Consider the following 16,777-nt stretch of genomic DNA (forward strand, 5'->3'; position numbering starts at 1 on the left):
ATGGCGAGATCGATTCGAATGGGCATGACCACAGTGCGGGCGAACGGTGTGGATCTCGGTATCGAGAGCTTCGGGCGCGAGGATGATCCGCTGGTGCTGCTGGCGGGCGGGACGACGATGCTGTCCTGGCCGGACGCGCTGTGCGAGCGGCTCGCGTCCGGCGGGCGGCGGGTGGTCCGCTACGACCTGCGGGACTCCGGTGCGTCGACAACGCTCGACCCGGAGAATCCGGCATACGACCTGAGGGATCTGAGCGCCGACGCGGCCGCGCTGGCCGGGGCGCTCGGGACCGGCGCCGCGCATCTCGGCGGGGTCGGTGTCGGTGGGATGGTCGCCCAGGTCGCCGCGCTGGAGCATCCGGGCGGTGGCGCCGGGACCGGTCGACGAGGATCTGCCGGACCACGACAGCGCGGTCATGGGCGCGGTGTTCTCCCATCCGCTGCCGGACTGGACCGACCGGAATGCGGTCGCGGCCTTCGCCGCCGAGGGCGCCGGGCTGATGGGCAATGATCCGGAGCAGGCGCGGGCGACGGCGGCCCGCATCTGGGACCGGACGCCGTCGAGTGATCCCGCGGTGCATCAGGCCAATCAGCTCGGAATGGTGTTCTCCCGAATCGACTGCTCCCCGCGATGGCGGGAGCGGCTCGGTGAGCTCGATATGCCCACGCTGGTGGTGCACGGTCGCGCCGACCCGTTCTTTCCGGTCGGCAACGGGGAAGCCCTCGCCGCCGAGATTCCCGCGGCGCGATTGCTCGTTCTCGACGATATGGGTACCGCGCTGCGGAACGCCGCCGCCGACCAGGTCGCCGCCGCCATGCTCACCCTCTGAGCGCGCTGGGATGCGAAGGGGCTGCCGATCGGCGCCGCGGGTGGCGAGGCCCCGGCGGCGGCTGCCGGGGCCTCGACCGTTCACGATCGTCACCGGGTCCGTTGCAGGCGGAGCGGGCGACGACCACGGGCCGGCCCGAGAAAGCGGCCCGCGGTTCTACAGCTCTTGCTGCCGGAAAACGGAGCTGGAGCCGACTGATCTGAGTGCCGTGCACACACACAGGCGTCATCGAGATGACGTGTGCGGGTTGGCCTCTCGCATGTATCTACCAGCGTTGCGAAGCGCCGCCCACGCTACGCCAAAGCCTGGACAGTCGTCAAGATTGTCTTTGACGACTGTCAAGCCATGAGCGAGGGGGGTCAGTGGGATCGGCTATAGACTCGGGACGGTTCGTCACCGGGTGCCGAATGCGATAAAGGAGAAACGCGATCAAAGAAAGCGTCGAGAAGCGGGCGCGACAGGCCCGCGACCAAGTCGACAAGTTCGCCGAGCGGCGGACCCAGTTGGCGACCGCGGCGCTGGATACGTTGGCGGAGCTGGGCTACGCCCGCACCAGCCTGCGCGAGATCGCCCAGAAATCCGAGTTCTCACACGGCGTGCTGCACTACTACTTCAGTGACAAGGTCGAGCTGCTCACCCACGCGGTACAGCTGTACGAGGCCGTGTGCGTCACCCGCTACGACGATGTCGTCGCGACCTCGGACACCGCCGAGGAACTGCGAAATGCCTTCAGCGCCTTGATGGCCGGCACCCTGCAGGACGACGCCCCACTGCATCGGCTGTGGTACGACGTCCGCAATCAGAGCCTGTTCGAGGAATCGTTCCGTGCGGACGTCGTCGATATCGACAAGCGCCGGCAGAAGATGATCGCCAATGTCGTCGAGCGCTACGCCGTCCTGTGCGATCAGCCCCTGGTGGTCAGCGAAGCCCTGGCCTACGCCACCTTCGACGGGCTCTTCCAGCTGGCCCTGCTGCGCTATCACGCCGGCGAACCCGATGCCGCGGAATCCCTTCGCCACGATGCGGCCCAACTCCTCGATCTGACAATCGGGCGCACCCACCGCGTGTAGGCAGAGCCGTTCGGCCTTGTCACGCATGCTCTTCCGCGGGGGCGCTGTCGAAGAGCTCGATCAGCCCGAAGGGGGCGCGGTCACCGAGGCAGAGGTCGAGAATCTCCACGGCGTCTGCGTAGAAGGACTCGCTGCGGGGGAACAGGGCCGCTTCGTATGCGGTGAGTGCGGCTTCGATATCGCCGGGGTGCGCGGCGATCGCCATCGCGAGTTCGGCGCCGTCGAACATGGCCAGATTGGCGCCGTCACCAGAAGGCGGCATCAGGTGTGCGGCATCACCGAGCAGGGTCACGCCGGGGATGCGGTCCCAGTGATGTCCGCCGGGGAGGGTGTGGATCATGCGCGCGACGGGCGCCGATTCGCCCTCGGTGATCAGTGCGGTGAGTTCCGGCGCCCATCCGTCGAATTCGGCCGCCACGCGCGCGGTCGCGGCTGCGGCATCGGTGAAGTCGATATCCGCGATCCACTCGGCGGAACGGTTCAGCTGGACATAGGTGTGCAGAATATCCCCGGCCTCGCGATGCGCGGTGATCCCCTTTCCCGGGGTCAGCGCGTACATTGCGCCGACGCCGACCACCGCGGCCGTGGCCGGATGCCGATTGTCGACGTCGTACAGGTAGGTCTCGATGAAAGTGGTCCCGGTGTAGACGACTTCGGCATCGGACAGCAGCGGACGGACCTTCGACCACGCGCCGTCGGCGCCGACGAGGAGATCGCTGGTCACCGTCGAGCCGTCGGCGAAGGTCAGTTCGTGCCTGCCGTCGCCGAGGGGCCGGACGGCGGTGACCTTGTGCCCCCACCGGACAGTGCCTTCGGGTAGCGAGTCGAGCAGGATCTGCCGCAGGTCGCCGCGCAGTACCTCGGGACGCGAGTCCGTGCCGTCGTCGGGGTCGTCGTGCAGCAGGACACCCTGCGGGTCGAGTACGCGAACCGCTTCCGCGCCCTCGTGAATGATCGCGCGGAACTCGTCGGTGAGACCGGCCGCCGCGAGCGCGAACTGGCCGTCCTCCTTGTGGATATCGAGTTGGCCACCCTGGGTACGGGCCGCCGCCGAGGCGTCCGCCTCGTAAATCGTCGCCGGGATGCCGTGAACGTGCAGAACGCGGGCGAGGGTGAGTCCTCCGAGCCCAGCGCCGATGATCGTGATGTCGGTAGTCATGATGATCTCCCTTCTGGAACGTTGTTCCAATAGTCTGGAACAGCGTTCCAGAAATGTCAAGCTGGAACGCCGTTCCAGCTTTGTGCCAGAATGACCCCCATGGCACCGAGGGCACGTCGTACCGAGCGGCGAGAGCAACCACTCTCCCGCGAGCGCATTGTCGAGGCCGCGATCGAGATCCTCGATACCGAGGGCGAGAGCGCGCTGACCTTCCGCGCCCTCACCGCGCGCCTGGCGACGGGAGCCGGGGCGATCTACTGGCACGTCGCGAACAAGAGCGAACTGCTCACCGCGACCACCGACGACGTCATCGCGCGCGTCATGACCGACGCGGTCGGTGATACGGAGCCTCGCGAGGCGATCCGGACCATTGCCCTCGGGGTGTTCGACACGATCGACGCCCACCCCTGGGTCGGCACCCAACTCTCCAGTGAGCCTTGGCAATCCGCGGTGCTGCAGATCTTCGAAGGCATCGGCGGGCAGCTCCGGGCGCTCGGTGTTCCCGAACGCGCGCAGTTCGATTCCGCGTCCGCACTCGTGAATTACATTCTCGGCCTCGCCGGGCAGTACGCCGCGGGCGCTCGGCTGCTCGCGCGCGATACGGATCGGTCGGCCTTCCTCGCGGCCGTTTCCGCGCGCTGGACACACGACCCCGAGAAGTTCCCGTTCATGAATCGGATGGCGGCGCAATTGCGTGATCACGACGATCGCGAGCAATTTCTCGCGGGCATCGACCTCATCCTGGCGGGCATCGATACCGTCCGATAGGCGTTGCCGCACCGGGTTTCGTTCACGGCGAAGGTAATCATCGTGGATGGGCCGCGGGCGTCTTAGCGTGGATGAAATGGGTGACGCGCGGCGGCGGCCGTTGAAAACGGTTACGGGAGTGAGCGGTTCGGCGGACGTCTATGCGGACGCGCTGGACCCGGGGCGGTCGACGGTGGCGTCGGCGATCGAGATCGCCAAGCTCGCGGAGGCGCACAGGTTCGATGCGCTGTTCGCCGCCGACCTGCTCAGTTTCGGGGCGCAGGGGGCGATCGGGGCGCAGGAGCCGTTGATCTTCCTGGCCGCGCTGAGCTCGGTGACCAGCGACATCGGGTTGATCGCCACGGTGACGACGACCTTCCACCACCCCTACAATCTGGCCCGGCTGTTCGGGACGCTCGATCACGTCAGCAATGGGCGCGCGGCCTGGAATGCCGTCACCTCGTCCCTCGGCGAGGAGAACTACGGCGACCGGGATCTGCCCAGCCCGGAGGAGCGGTACGAGCGTGCGTCGGAGTCGATCGAGATCGTCAATGCCCTGTTCGACAGTTGGCGGCCGGGTGCGCTGACGCCGGATGGGCGTGGCGGGGCGGTACTGGATGCAGCGCTGGTTCGTCCGATCGAGTACGCGGGCAAGCACTTCACGGTGCGTGGGCCGCTGAATATTCCGCCGCTGCCGCAGCGGCGGCCGGTGCAATTCCAGGCCGGTCAATCCGAGGCCGGCATCGAGCTCGGGGCGCGGTTCGCCGAGGTGGTCTTCACCTCCCTGCCGACGCTCGAGGACGCGGTCACCTATACGAAGAAGATCCGTTCGCGCGCAGCCGAATTGGGTCGCTCGCAGGAACTGCCCCTGATCATGAGCTCCTTCCACGCGACCTACGGCTCCACCGAGCAGGAGGTGCGCCGACTGGTGCGCGAGCGGGACGAGGCCACCGATTTCGACGCCGGGCGACTCGCCCTGGCCGATATGTTCGGCGGCGGCATCGATCTCGCCGATCTGCCACTGGATCAGCCGATCCCGGAAACCCTGCTGCCCGATGTGCGTTCGATACAGCGCCGACGCGGTCGCGTGGAAATCTTCAGCGCCTTCGCCCGCTCCGGGAAAACCCTGCGCGAGTTGATCATTGCCGCGAAGGACACCGGTCACTGGGCGGCGGCGGGCACCCCCGAACAGCTCGCCGACGCCATTGCCGAACGCTACGACGCGGGCGTGCTCGACGTCATCTCCCTCGGCGGCCTGGCCGATCCCCGCACCCGCGACTTCCTGCTGAACGGTCTGCTCCCGGAACTGCGCCGCCGCCGCATTGTCGGCGACGACTATGTGGGCGGAACCTTCCGCGACAATCTCGAGCTGCCGCCGCTCCCACCCGCCGGATAGCCCAGCGTCTGGATGAGCTCGCCGGTGAGGGTGAGAAAGGCGCGGGTGGCAGCACTGCTGTAGGCGCCGTCACGGCGGAGCAGGGCGACGGTGCGCGAAGGCAGGGCCGGTTCGAGGCGCACGGATGTCAGCCCCGGATGGCTGTCGGCGATGGCGTCGGGCAGCACGGTGATCAGTGCGGTCCGCTGGACGATCTCGATGAGGGCCTGAATCGAGTCGGCCTGCACGGCAATTCGCGGGCTGACCTGATGGGCGGCGAGGTAGGCGTCGATATGCGTGCGGGTGGAGAACCCGCCGCTGAGCAGTGCGAGCCGATAGTCCGCAAGCGCCGCCACCGGGACTGCCGCGTTGCGTCCCGCATCTGGATGGCCCACTCCGACAACAAGACTGAGTTTCTCGGTGAACAACCGGGTGGCGTCGATACCGGCTAGGTGCGGTCCGTCGAATGCGATGCCGAGGTCGAATTCGTCTGCCAGCAAACCGGTTTCGAGCCGATGCTGTGGCACCTCGCGCACCTCGACATCGATCCCGGGGTGGCGGGTGTGCAGCTGTTCCACGAGCGGGCCGACGAGGTAGGCCGTGAAGGTCGGAGTCACCGCCAGAACCAAACTGCCCCGGGTCAGATCGGCGACATCGCTGACGGCGCGGTCGGCGGCCGCCAGATCACCGAGCACCCGCCGCGCGTAGTGCACGTACGCGGCCCCGGCATCGGTGAGCCGCACACTGCGGCCGCTGCGGTCCAGCAATTGCGCGCCGACAGCGCGTTCCAGCTGCTTGACCTGCTGCGACAGTGTGGGTTGCGAAATGTGCAGATCTTCGGCGGCACGCGTGAAATTGCCGCGTTCGGCCACCGCGAGCAGGTAGCGCAGATGCCGGAGTTCCAGGGCCACCTCCGAACTATAGATGAGACCAATAGATTCCATGACTTCTTCGTCTTGGACACTATAGGCAATGGTCAGCCAGAGTGGATCTGGTCAGCCCCACCGGCAGATTCCACCCGAAGGAGTGACCATGCACGATCTTGCCGCGGGAGTCGCGCGCTTCCAGCGCACCGTGTTTCCCGCCAAGACGCCGCTGTTCGCCGAACTGGCGACCACGCACCGCCCGACCGCCCTGTTCATCGGCTGCTCCGATGCGCGGGTGGTGCCGGAGCTGATCACCCAGAGCGAGCCCGGTGAGCTGTTCGTCATCCGCACCGCGGGCAATATCGTGCCCGCCTACTCCCCCGGCTCGGACGGCGTCGCGGCGAGCATCGAATACGCCGTCGCCATGCTGAAGGTCAGAGATATCGTCGTCTGCGGACATTCGGCCTGCGGTGCGATGACCGCGCTGGCCGAAGGCCACGATCTCACGGGCGCACCGGCGGTCGCGGGTTGGCTCCGGCACGCCGATGCCTCCCTGGCCCGGGCCTCCCGCACCGGCGAGTCGGTCGCAAATCTGGTGCGCGCGAATGTATCCGCGCAATTGGCGAACCTCGCGACACACCCCTCGGTGGCCGCGGCGCTCGCCGCGAAGACCCTCACCCTCCGTGGTTGGGTGTACGAAATCCCCACGGGCGCTGTCGAAGAACTCGACCTCGCCGGCCACCCGGCCTGATCTCACCCTTCGAAAGGAAATCCCCCATGGTGCACTCCCAGTTCGATCCCGCCGCCCGCCAGACGCTGGCCATCGTGGCCGTCGATGCCAAGATGCGAAAGGATCTGTCCTGGCAGCAGATTGCCGATGTCACCGGTCTGTCGGTGGCCTTCGTCACCGCCGCCGTTCTCGGTCAGCACCCGCTGCCCGAGGCCGCCGCGGTCGCGGTCGCCGAACTGCTGGGCCTCGACGACGATGCCGCGCTGCTGCTGCAGACCATCCCGACCCGCGGCTCGATTCCGAGCGGTATCCCCACCGATCCGACTATCTACCGCTTCTACGAAATGCTCCAGGTCTACGGGACCACGCTGAAAGCGCTTGTGCACGAACAGTTCGGCGACGGCATTATCAGCGCCATCAATTTCACGCTGGATGTGAAGAAGGTCGCCGACCCCGACGGCGGTGAGCGCGCCGTCATCACGCTGGACGGCAAATACCTGCCGACCAAGCCGTTCTGACCGGCGGCCCGGGTCAGGACGCGGTGGCCGAATCCAGATCCCGCACCAGCAGGGTCGCACCGGCCACCGCACCCGGCATGAGGAATACCGCCACCACGGGGATCAGGAACGCCATGGCCAGCGGTACGCCGAAGCCCCACACCAGCAGGCGCCGCGAGCGCATCAGCGCGAGCTGCTCACGAACCTGAACACCGCGGCGCTGCAGGGCCACCGACGTAAGTTCCTGGGCCAGAAAGAAACCCGTGACGCCGATGCCGATGACCGGGACCACGGTCTGCCCCAGCACCGGGATGAACCCGAGCGCGAACAGCAGCACGGCCCACACCAGCGCCCGCGCCAGCAGGCGAATACTGTCGCGCGTCGAGATCCACAGCTCACGCGCCATGGACATGCCGGACTCCGGCGCCTTCCCGTCCGGGGATGCGGATTTGTCGACCTGTTCGGAGAGCTTCTCGTAGAACGGCTGCCCGATGATCAGGGTGACCGCGGTGAAGGCGACGGCCGCGAGCAGCAACCCCAGCACGAAGACCCCGACCACCAGGAAACCGCGGAACAGGCCGAGCCAGGGCGCACTCCAGTGGTCCGCGAACGGGGTCGCCCAGGTGACGAAATCATCCGCCCCGAAAGCCAATCCGGTGAACGCGGCCACATACAGCACCAGCGTGATCAGCCCCGGCAGCAGTCCGAATCCGAACCACCGCCGATTCCGGCCGACCCACCGCTGCCCCGCCACCAGATAGCCGAACCCGTTCCCCAGATCACGCATGCGCACACCCTATCGGGGGACCGCACCCTCATATCAGTTGACGACGGCTCAACCTGTCCGCTGACGACCGCGCAACAGTGTCGCCGCCGAATCCGGCTTTCGTCTCCCGGCAGCATCTCCCGCGACAGCTGAGCGAGACGCCTCGCCGGCACGGAGACGGCCCGATGCCCGCAGCGGCAGCGCGACGAGCCGCTCTCGCTCGAACGGTTCGAGCGCAACCCCGGCCGCCCGATCGAATTCCGAGAGGACAGCGGCCATCTCGTATCGGGTCCTGCGGGAGCGCGGACCGGCAGTCGCCGTCGCATCTGTGTTTGCCCAGCTCAGTACCGGAAAAGCAGCCCCTCCAGTCGAAGCCGAGCGTTTTCTGTCACTCGATAGAAACCATCGGCAATCCAGAAGTTACCAGGCGCAGCACAAGCGATACGTGTGCGTCATCGAAAGACGCAGTGGCACCTAAAAACTATCGGTTGACAGGTTGATCGGTAGGAGCGTTCATGGGCACTGCATTGATGGACACGGCACTGAGCGATGTCGCCGCTGTCGAAGACCTGCGGGTGACGTTCCGGCGCAGCGGGCGCGACCTGCATGCGCTGCGCGGAGTGTCGCTGACGGTACGCCGCGGCGAGATCCTCGGACTCGTCGGCGAATCGGGTTCCGGGAAGAGCGTTCTCGGGTTCTCACTCTTGGGATTGCTGCCCGCGGGCGCCCGCACCGACGGCGCGGTGACCGTCGCGGGGACGGACATGATCGGCGGCAACGCCAAGACGCTGGCACGAGTGCGGCGGCTCGATCTGGGTGCGGTATTCCAGGATCCGATGACGTCGCTGAATCCGACCATGCGCATCGGAAAGCAGGTGATCGAGGCCGCCGGCACCGCCGAGGAGGCGCAGCGCCTGCTCGCGGCGGTGGGAATACCCGAGCCCGCGCGCCGCATGCGCAGCTATCCGCACGAGCTCTCCGGCGGGCTGCGCCAGCGCGTGATGATCGCCATGGCAATCGCGGGCAATCCCGAACTGATCATTGCGGACGAGCCCACCACCGCACTCGATGTGACGGTTCAGGCGCAGGTTCTCGCACTGCTCAAGACGATTCGCGACGAGCTCGGCTGCGGCATTCTGATGATCACCCACGATCTCGGGGTGGCGGCGCAGATCTCGGACCGGCTGGCGGTGCTGTACGCCGGGCGGATCGCCGAGATCGGACCGACCGCCGAGGTGCTCGCCACGCCCGCACATCCGTACACCCGCGGACTGCTGCGCTCGCGTTTGACGCTGCAGACTCGGCCGGATCAGCGATTGCCCTCACTTCCCGGCGAGGTGCCCAGTCCGGCAAATCCCCTCTCCGGCTGCGCTTTCGCCCCGCGCTGTGCGCATACGACACCGGATTGCGCGACCGCCCCACCCGACCCGGTGGCAATCGCCCCGGACCGGGTGTCCGCCTGCATCCTGCCGCCGATCAGTACCGCCGATCCCGTACCGGTGTCCGTGGATACGCAGGGCCCCAGCCTCATTCAGGAGGCGATCGACCGCGCGCCGGCTCAGAACCAGGACGCCGGTATGACAGGTCAGGCGAATGTCCTGCCCGGCAACGCCGGTGACACCGCGGAGACCCCGATTGGTACCGCCGCCGAGACCGACGCCGTCGTCACGCTGCGCGGTATCACCAAAACGTTTGCGGTCGGCGGTATTCGGCAGCGGGCGGTGCTGCACGCGCTTCGCCGGGTATCGCTGACGGTCGGGCGCGGCGAATCCGTAGCCCTGGTGGGCGAGAGCGGATGCGGCAAATCCACTCTGCTGCGCGTGATCGCGGGCCTCGAACAGCCGACCGCCGGCGCGCTCGCCCTCACCGGCGCACAGCGCCCGCAGATGGTGTTCCAGGATGCGGGCGCGTCATTGACACCATGGATGTCGGTGGGCGAGTTGATCTCCGAACGACTGTTGCGCTCGGGACTCTCGCGATCCGAACGTGCCGCCGAGGTCGAGGAGGCGCTGCGGCGGGTCGGGCTCATGCCCGAGATCGCCAAGGCGCGCGCCGGTCAGCTCTCGGGCGGTCAGCGCCAACGGGTTTCGCTGGCCCGCGCCACCGTGGTGCCGCCCTCGCTGCTGCTCTGCGATGAGCCCACCAGCGCGCTCGACGTCTCGCTGGCCGCGGCGGTGATCAACCTCATCGGCGATCTGCGCCGCAGCCTGAATATGTCGGTCGTCTTCGTCACGCACGATCTGGCGGTAGCCCGGGTGGTCGCCGACCGGATCGCGGTCATGTATCTCGGCCGCATTGTCGAAATCGGCACTGCCGAACAGGTTCTCGGCAATCCGGTGCATCCCTACACCCGCGCGCTGATCGCTTCCATCCCCGATCCGGCGCACGAGCCCGCCGCACCCGTGGGCGAGCCCGCCAGCCCGCTCGCACCGCCCTCCGGCTGCTCCTTCCACCCGCGCTGCCCGCTGGCCATCCCGGCCTGCGCCGACGAGGAGCTCGATGTCCGGCTCGAAGGCATTCCCGGCGGCACGCATCAGGTGGCGTGTATCGAACAGAAGGTGAGCTGAGATGACTGTCGCCCTGCCCGCGCTCACGCGATTGCGCGGCGCCCGAATCACGGTGGTGCCGCGCGCATTTCCCGGTGGCTGGAACTGGCTCGGGGTGTCACTGATCGGGGTGGTGACGCTGGTCGCCGTCGCGGTGCCGATCCTCGCGCCCTACGATCCGCTGCTGCCGGTCGGCATGCCGCTGAGTGCGCCCGGCCAGCACGGGTTCCTGCTCGGCACCGACAATATCGGCCGCGATCTGCTCAGCCGGGTGCTCTACGGCATGCGGGCGAGCTGGTTCGCCGCACTCGCCGTGGTGGCCAGCGGACTGCTGGTGGGCGGCCTGGTCGGACTGATCGCGGGCGCGGTCGGCGGCTGGGTCGACTCGCTGCTCATGCGCATCACCGATGCGTTCCTGGCACTGCCCGCACCGGTGCTCGCCATCGCGGTGGTCGCCGCCCTCGGCCCGGGCTTCACCCACACGCTGATCGCGGTGTCGATCGTCTGGTGGCCGTTCTACGCGCGGCTGGTCCGCGGCGATATCAGTGCGCTGGCCGCGCGCCCGCACGTCGAGGCGGCGAAACTCAGTGGGGTGGGGCCGATTCGGCTCGCCCTGCGGCATCTGCTGCCGGGCGCCGCGCCCGGTGCGCTGGTCGCCGCGAGCCTGGATCTGGGCACCCTCATCCTCACCCTGGCCTCGCTGTCGTTCCTGGGGCTCGGGCAGGCCGCGCCCGCACCGGAACTCGGTGCGGACGCCGCCCGCAATCTCAGCTACTTCCTGCAGCAGTGGTGGATTCCGGTCATGCCCGGTCTGGGCGTCGCGGTGCTGGCCCTGATCGGCACCGTCGCGGGCGACTGCCTGCGCAACCTGATGAAGAAGGAGGGGTAGCGTGCGCACTTTCATTCTGTCCCGGATCGCCGCGATGGTGGCCATCCTCATCGCACTGACCGCCGTAATGTTTGTGCTGCAGCGCATTTCGCCGCTGGACCCGGTGCACGCCCAGCTGGGCGGCTCCGCGTCGCAGGGAGCCATCGCGGCGCGGCGGCACGAGCTCGGCCTGGATCGTCCGGTGCCCGTGCAGTTCTGGCACTATCTGACCTCGGCGGCACACGGCGATTTCGGCACCTCCTATCGCACCCGGCGCCCGGTCAGCACGGACCTGGTGAACTTCGTACCGGCGACGCTGGAGCTGGCGCTGTGCGCGCTGCTCATCGCGCTGGTGCTGGCGGTCCTGCTGGCATTCGCCACCACATTGAACTGGCCCGGCTCGGGCCTGTTCCGCGCGGTGCTGTTCGTCGGCGCCTCGACACCGATGTTCCTGCTGGGCATTCTCGGCCTGATCGTCTTCTACCAGCAGCTGGGCTGGGTGCCCGCGAACGGCCGGTCCTCGATCTCGGGCGCACCGACCGGCCCGACCGGACTGCTCACCGTCGACGGCCTGCTGGCCGGGCGCTTCGATGTGGTGGGTGATGCGATAAGCCATCTCATCCTGCCCGCCACCGTGATCGCCCTCGGCCCCGCGGTCGCGATCGGCCGGGTACTGCGATCCAGCCTGATCACCGATGTGGACAGCGATTACGCCCGCACCGCCAAGGCGAAGGGCCTCGGCCCCGCGCGCATCCTGCTCCGGCACGTACTGCGCAATTGTGTCGGCGCGGCGCTGTCCATGACGGGATTGCAAGTGGGACTGATGTTCTCGGGCGTTCTGGTGGTCGAGCAGGTCTTCGGCTGGCCCGGCATCGGGCAGTACATCGCCCAGAGCATTCCGGTCGCCGACTTCCCGGCCATCGCGGGTGTGACCCTGCTGCTCGGCGCCGTCTACGTCGTCATCAACACCATTGTCGACCTCCTGCAAGCCGCCGCCGATCCGCGCATCGTCGCCGTATGACACCGATCCCGGCTTCCCCTTCCCCAGCCCCTTCCTCAGTACCGTCTTCTCGAAGGAACCGCCCGATGATCCATTCCGCCCGAAGGCTTTTCGCCGCCACCGCCGTCGCCTCCGCGGCACTGCTCGCCGTCACCGCGTGCGGGTCCGGTAATCAGACGCCCAATTCCGCCCCCACCGACAAGGTGCTGCACCTGTCATTCCTGCAGGATCCGGGTCAGCCGCCGGACCCGGACGTGTACTACGCGGGGCAGGGCCTGCTGCTGACCACCAACCTGTACGAGGGCCTGCTGCAATACGCGCCGGGCACCGACAAGGCGCAGCTGCAACCGCTGCTGGCCACCGCGTGGACCGCCTCGCCGGATAACAAGGTCTTCACCTTCACGCTGCGGCAGGGTGTGAAATTCCATGACGGCACCCCGTTCACCTCGGCGGCGATCAAGACGTCGTTCGATCGCCGGCTCGCGGTGAATCAGGGCCCGGCCTACATGGTGTCGGATATCGATTCGGTGACTACGCAGGGTGATTACGCCGCCACGATCACGCTCAAGGCCCCCAACGCGGTCTTCCTGGACTACCTCGCCTCGCCCTACGGGCCGCGCATGCTCAGCCCGACGGGTCTGGCCGCGAATGCCGGGAAGGACAATGATCAGGCGTATCTCACCACGCACGATCTGGGCACCGGACCGTACACGCTGACCGACGCGCAGGTCGGATCCCATTACGGCCTGGCCTCTTTCGGCGACTACTGGGGCCCCAAGCCGTACTTCACCACCGTGGATCTGCCGGTGATCACTGACACTTCGGCTCAGCAGCTGCAATTCAACAATGGTCAGCTGGCCGCGGTACTGCACGATTTGCCGTCGTCCGCGGTGTCGTCGTACATCGGCAATTCCAAGTTCGCGAATTACTCACTGCCCACGATGATGTCGAACTACTTCTACGTGAATCCGCACAAGGGGATGTTCACCAACCAGGCCGCACGCGTCGCGCTGACCCAGGCGATCGATGTCCAGCAGATCGTGCAGCAGACCTATTTCGGTCGCGGCAAGGCCGCCGATCAGGTCTTCCCGCCGAATATGATGGCCGCTGATTTCGCGAAACAGACTATCCCGCACGATACTTCGGCCCTGAAGAAGATCGTCGACGGCCTGCCCGCCGATCAGAAGACGGTCACCGTCGGATACGACTCCAGCAACCCCGACAACCAGCTCGTCGGCAATCTGATTCAGACCCAGCTGGCGACGGTCGGCATTACCGCGAAGGTGCAGGGCTACCCCACTTCTCAGATCTACGGCTGGCCCGGAACCGCCGCGGCCGACGCGCCCGAGATGCTGCTGCTGGCGGGCTGGCCGGATGCGCCCTCCCCGTACACCTGGGGCCACATCAACTTCGACCCCGACGGCGGCCTGAACTACCTCAACTGCTCCTCGCCCGATGTCACGTCCTCGCTGGCGAAGGGCCGGGAATCCGGTGCGTCGGATGTCTTCTCGACTGCGGCCGCCCAGGCCTCGGCGACCGGCTGCTGGCTCAATATCGCCGATGTGAACGACTTCATGGTCGCGCAGCCGTGGCTCAAGGGAGTCGCCGAGTCGCATGTCGTCTCCGAGCCGAACTCGCTGCGGATCGCCGGATTGTCGGTGGGCTGAACCATGACCGGATTGGTACGCCGCATCGTCCTGCTGACCCTCGGATGGGAGGACCTCCCCAAATCCATTTCGGTGCACGGCGCTCCGGCCCACGAGCGCCTGCGTGAACCCACACCGGGCGTGCTGCTGCAGACCGACGGCGGCTGGGTGCTGCTCGACACCGGATTCAATACGGCCCTGATCCGCGATCCGGCGCTGTACCGCCGGTTCTACCCGAGCGTGGAATACATTCCGGTGCTGCCCGGCCCGGGTGAGCCGATCGAGGAATCGCTGCACGACATAGGAATCGACATCGACGACATTCACGCCGTCGCCGTCAGCCATCTGCACCACGACCATGCCGGCGGCCTGAAGCTGTTCGCGGGCAAGGTGCCGGTGCACGCGCAGCGCATCGAGCTGGAGTACGGGCTGTCGAATCATCCTGAGCCGGAACATCATGCGATGGCACGGGTGGACTTCGACGATCCGCGCATCGAATGGCAGCTCGCCGACGGTGAGGCCGAGATCGCGCCGGGCATCACGGCGGTCCCGACCTACGGCCATACGCCCGGGCACCAGAGTTTTGTGGTGGAGCTCGATCCCTCGGTGGGTGGCGGTGGCTTCGTATTCGCGTTCGACGCAGCCGATCTCACCGAGAATATCGAGCACGAGCTGGCCATCGGCGGTTATGTCGGGGTCAGCCACGAGGACACCATCGAGCCGATCCGCCGGCTCAAGAAGCTGGCCGCCGACAAGGGCTATCCGCTCATTCCCGGTCACGATCCGCACGCCTGGCCGGAGTGGACGCATCACTTCCACGAGCGGTTCCCCGGATGACGGCGCAGGAGGCGGGCACGCCGGTGCGCATGGCGGAGTGCGCGGGACTGTGGCAGCGCACCCTGCTGGTCGACACCGACGGTTCGCAGGACCTGACCACGGATGTGCGCTGGCTGCAGGGCCTGACCCGCTTCGTCGACTTACGCAGGCCGACACCGAGACCGGATTTCAGCGGGGTGCGCTGCGCTTCGGAACTGACCGATCAGCAGCGCGGCTGGCTGCGTATGCAGGACGGCTTCGCCGGTGAGCTCACGCAGTACGACGACGTCTTCCATTGGCAGCGGCACATCGAACTCCAGCCGCCCGGACCGCATCCCGACGAAGGGCGGATGAGTTACGCCGCCGGGATCCTGGTCGAAATCGGTGTGCACGCCGACTATTTCGAGCACTGGACCCGCGATGCACCGGCCCGGGACTGCTGGGCCATGGATCTGGAATCACCCGCCGGAGATCGTGCGCTGCTGCTGCGGGTCGATGACCACTTCGGCTGGGCCCGGCGTGATTCCGCAGGCGCCGTGGAACTTTCACTCGGCTCGGTATCCGCCGGCTGGATCATCGGCGATTCCGCGCTGCCGTACCGGGAGCAGCAGGCACTCGCGCCGCGTTGGGCCGACGGTGATCGAAACACTCTGCACACCACTGATATCGACGCATACGGCGCTCCACTGACGTGGGAGTGGCTGGTTCGCTATACGGAAGGAAGCGTGACGCTATGAATAAGGCCACCTCGTTCACTTCGGTCCCGGTGATCGACGTCAGCGGGCTGCGATCCGACCATGCGGCGGACCGGTTGGCGGTCGCCAATGACATCGGCAAGGCCGCACGCGAAGTCGGGTTCTTCTACATCAGCGGGACCGGGGTCGATCCCGCACTCTTCGACGGACTGCTGGACGCCACCGAATCCTTCTTCGCCCTGCCGCTGCAGGAGAAGATGCGCTCGTATATCGGGCTGTCCCAATGCCATCGCGGCTATGTGCCCACCGGCGAAGAGGGGTCCGACGAAGGCGTCCCGGACCTGAAGGAGGCCTTCGACACCGCACTCGATCTGCCCGCCGACGATCCCGATCACCTCGCCGGCAATCCCATGCTCGGCCCCAATGTCTGGCCTGCGCTCCCGGGTTTCGCCGAGACCGTCACCGCCTACTACCAGGCCGTACTGAATATCGGCAGGCAGCTGCTGTGGGCCTTCGCCGTCACGCTCGGGGAAGACCCGGACACCTTCCTGCGCTACGCCACCAAGACCCCGAGCCAGCTCCGGCTCATCCACTACCCCTACAACCCCGCCAATGAAGACGCCATCGGCATCGGCGCGCACAGCGATTTCGAATGCTTCACCCTGCTCAAGCCGACCGCCCCGGGCCTGGAGGTCCTCAATGGCGCGGGCGATTGGATCGATGTGCCGCCGATTCCGGACACCTTCGTCATCAATATCGGCGACATGCTCGAGCTGTGGACCAATGGCGAATTCGTCGCCACCACCCACCGCGTCCGCAAGGTGAAGGAGGAGCGCTACTCCTTCCCCCTGTTCTTCAATGTCGACTACGACACCGTCGTGCAGCCCCTCCCGCAATTCACCTCCCCCGACCGCCCGCAACGCGAGCCCCTCCGCGCCGGCGAGCACCTCTTCGCCCAAACCGCCCAGATCTTCCGCTACCTCAGAACCCGCCTGGAAAGCGGCGACCTCGCACTACCCGACGGTTCCCTCCCGGTCGGCTCCTTCGGCCAGGAGGCCCGCCAACGCGCCTGACCGCGAGCCGAATCGACCGTTCACCGACCAGGTCGGCGGATAGTGAGCTAGCTTAAGTACGGAATCGTAGTTACGGTTCCGTACTTAAGTGCGT

General features: G+C 67.1%; 15 protein-coding genes and 1 pseudogene. 13 read left to right on the top strand and 3 right to left on the bottom strand.

Annotation, left to right across the window (positions count from 1 at the left end):
* Positions 1-24: 24 nt before the first annotated feature.
* Together OG326_RS30445 and OG326_RS30450 are read left to right on the top strand one after the other, a co-directional pair.
* A pseudogene (locus OG326_RS30445) lies at positions 25-829 on the top strand (alpha/beta fold hydrolase).
* A gap of 428 nt (positions 830-1,257) precedes the next feature.
* Positions 1,258-1,899, top strand: a complete 642-nt coding sequence (locus OG326_RS30450) for a TetR/AcrR family transcriptional regulator (RefSeq protein ID WP_327146620.1) — start codon at positions 1,258-1,260, stop codon at positions 1,897-1,899.
* Positions 1,900-1,918: 19 nt separating this feature from the next.
* Here OG326_RS30450 and OG326_RS30455 read toward each other — a convergent pair whose 3' ends face one another.
* Positions 1,919-3,058 (bottom strand): FAD-dependent oxidoreductase, encoded by a 1,140-nt coding sequence (locus OG326_RS30455; RefSeq protein ID WP_327140583.1) that lies wholly within the window; start codon positions 3,056-3,058, stop codon positions 1,919-1,921.
* Positions 3,059-3,157: 99 nt separating this feature from the next.
* Between OG326_RS30455 and OG326_RS30460 the strand changes: the two genes are divergently transcribed.
* The gene (locus tag OG326_RS30460) at positions 3,158-3,826 is read left to right on the top strand and encodes a TetR/AcrR family transcriptional regulator (RefSeq protein ID WP_327140584.1); all 669 of its coding nucleotides are present in this window, start codon (positions 3,158-3,160) and stop codon (positions 3,824-3,826) included.
* 76 nt (positions 3,827-3,902) lie between these two features.
* Positions 3,903-5,201, top strand: coding sequence for an NtaA/DmoA family FMN-dependent monooxygenase (locus OG326_RS30465; protein WP_327140585.1), 1,299 nt, complete (start codon positions 3,903-3,905; stop codon positions 5,199-5,201).
* Here the strand turns inward: OG326_RS30465 and cynR are convergent.
* Positions 5,141-6,085, bottom strand: a complete 945-nt coding sequence (gene cynR, locus OG326_RS30470; RefSeq protein ID WP_327146621.1) for a transcriptional regulator CynR — start codon at positions 6,083-6,085, stop codon at positions 5,141-5,143. The genes OG326_RS30465 and cynR overlap by 61 nt on opposite strands.
* 127 nt (positions 6,086-6,212) lie before the next feature.
* Between cynR and OG326_RS30475 the strand changes: the two genes are divergently transcribed.
* Together OG326_RS30475 and cynS are read left to right on the top strand one after the other, a co-directional pair.
* The gene (locus tag OG326_RS30475) at positions 6,213-6,797 is read left to right on the top strand and encodes a carbonic anhydrase (protein WP_327140586.1); all 585 of its coding nucleotides are present in this window, start codon (positions 6,213-6,215) and stop codon (positions 6,795-6,797) included.
* A gap of 26 nt (positions 6,798-6,823) precedes the next feature.
* Positions 6,824-7,294, top strand: a complete 471-nt coding sequence (cynS, locus tag OG326_RS30480; protein ID WP_327140587.1) for a cyanase — start codon at positions 6,824-6,826, stop codon at positions 7,292-7,294.
* Between the two features lie 13 nt (positions 7,295-7,307).
* Here the strand turns inward: cynS and OG326_RS30485 are convergent, their stop codons facing one another.
* Entirely contained in the window at positions 7,308-8,060 is a 753-nt protein-coding gene (locus OG326_RS30485; protein ID WP_327140588.1) for an EI24 domain-containing protein, read from the bottom strand.
* Between the two features lie 494 nt (positions 8,061-8,554).
* On the opposite strand from OG326_RS30485, the gene OG326_RS30490 reads away from it, so the two are divergent.
* From OG326_RS30490 to OG326_RS30520, 7 genes are all read left to right on the top strand, one after another.
* Positions 8,555-10,606, top strand: coding sequence for an ABC transporter ATP-binding protein (locus OG326_RS30490; protein WP_327140589.1), 2,052 nt, complete (start codon positions 8,555-8,557; stop codon positions 10,604-10,606).
* A 1-nt stretch (position 10,607) separates the two neighbouring features.
* Complete coding sequence (locus OG326_RS30495; RefSeq protein WP_327140590.1) at positions 10,608-11,474, top strand: ABC transporter permease; 867 nt, start codon at positions 10,608-10,610, stop codon at positions 11,472-11,474.
* 1 nt (position 11,475) lies between these two features.
* Complete coding sequence (locus tag OG326_RS30500) at positions 11,476-12,474, top strand: ABC transporter permease (RefSeq protein WP_327140591.1); 999 nt, start codon at positions 11,476-11,478, stop codon at positions 12,472-12,474.
* A 65-nt stretch (positions 12,475-12,539) separates the two neighbouring features.
* Positions 12,540-14,120, top strand: a complete 1,581-nt coding sequence (locus OG326_RS30505) for an ABC transporter substrate-binding protein (protein WP_327140592.1) — start codon at positions 12,540-12,542, stop codon at positions 14,118-14,120.
* A gap of 3 nt (positions 14,121-14,123) precedes the next feature.
* The gene (locus OG326_RS30510) at positions 14,124-14,936 is read left to right on the top strand and encodes an N-acyl homoserine lactonase family protein (protein WP_327140593.1); all 813 of its coding nucleotides are present in this window, start codon (positions 14,124-14,126) and stop codon (positions 14,934-14,936) included.
* Positions 14,933-15,652 carry a hypothetical protein gene (locus tag OG326_RS30515; RefSeq protein WP_327140594.1) on the top strand — a complete coding sequence of 240 codons (720 nt, stop codon included), beginning with the start codon at positions 14,933-14,935 and terminating at the stop codon, positions 15,650-15,652. Before OG326_RS30510 ends, OG326_RS30515 begins: the two co-directional genes overlap by 4 nt.
* Positions 15,649-16,683 (top strand): isopenicillin N synthase family dioxygenase, encoded by a 1,035-nt coding sequence (locus OG326_RS30520; protein WP_327140595.1) that lies wholly within the window; start codon positions 15,649-15,651, stop codon positions 16,681-16,683. The genes OG326_RS30515 and OG326_RS30520 overlap by 4 nt, the downstream gene beginning before the upstream one ends.
* Positions 16,684-16,777 lie beyond the last annotated feature (94 nt).

The organism is Nocardia sp. NBC_01327 (genome assembly GCF_035958815.1).
In the GTDB taxonomy this organism is placed as follows: domain Bacteria; phylum Actinomycetota; class Actinomycetes; order Mycobacteriales; family Mycobacteriaceae; genus Nocardia.

What these genes read in the sequence shown, in the direction of transcription:
- OG326_RS30515 (WP_327140594.1), top strand. Translation starts at nt 14,933, where the DNA reads ATGACGGCGCAGGAGGCGGGCACGCCGGTGCGCATGGCGGAGTGCGCG.
- OG326_RS30495 (WP_327140590.1), top strand. Translation starts at nt 10,608, where the DNA reads ATGACTGTCGCCCTGCCCGCGCTCACGCGATTGCGCGGCGCCCGAATC.
- OG326_RS30475 (WP_327140586.1), top strand. Translation starts at nt 6,213, where the DNA reads ATGCACGATCTTGCCGCGGGAGTCGCGCGCTTCCAGCGCACCGTGTTT.
- OG326_RS30505 (WP_327140592.1), top strand. Translation starts at nt 12,540, where the DNA reads ATGATCCATTCCGCCCGAAGGCTTTTCGCCGCCACCGCCGTCGCCTCC.
- OG326_RS30460 (WP_327140584.1), top strand. Translation starts at nt 3,158, where the DNA reads ATGGCACCGAGGGCACGTCGTACCGAGCGGCGAGAGCAACCACTCTCC.
- OG326_RS30490 (WP_327140589.1), top strand. Translation starts at nt 8,555, where the DNA reads ATGGGCACTGCATTGATGGACACGGCACTGAGCGATGTCGCCGCTGTC.
- cynS (WP_327140587.1), top strand. Translation starts at nt 6,824, where the DNA reads ATGGTGCACTCCCAGTTCGATCCCGCCGCCCGCCAGACGCTGGCCATC.
- OG326_RS30465 (WP_327140585.1), top strand. Translation starts at nt 3,903, where the DNA reads ATGGGTGACGCGCGGCGGCGGCCGTTGAAAACGGTTACGGGAGTGAGC.
- OG326_RS30510 (WP_327140593.1), top strand. Translation starts at nt 14,124, where the DNA reads ATGACCGGATTGGTACGCCGCATCGTCCTGCTGACCCTCGGATGGGAG.
- OG326_RS30455 (WP_327140583.1), bottom strand. Translation starts at nt 3,058, where the DNA reads ATGACTACCGACATCACGATCATCGGCGCTGGGCTCGGAGGACTCACC.
- OG326_RS30485 (WP_327140588.1), bottom strand. Translation starts at nt 8,060, where the DNA reads ATGCGTGATCTGGGGAACGGGTTCGGCTATCTGGTGGCGGGGCAGCGG.
- OG326_RS30520 (WP_327140595.1), top strand. Translation starts at nt 15,649, where the DNA reads ATGAATAAGGCCACCTCGTTCACTTCGGTCCCGGTGATCGACGTCAGC.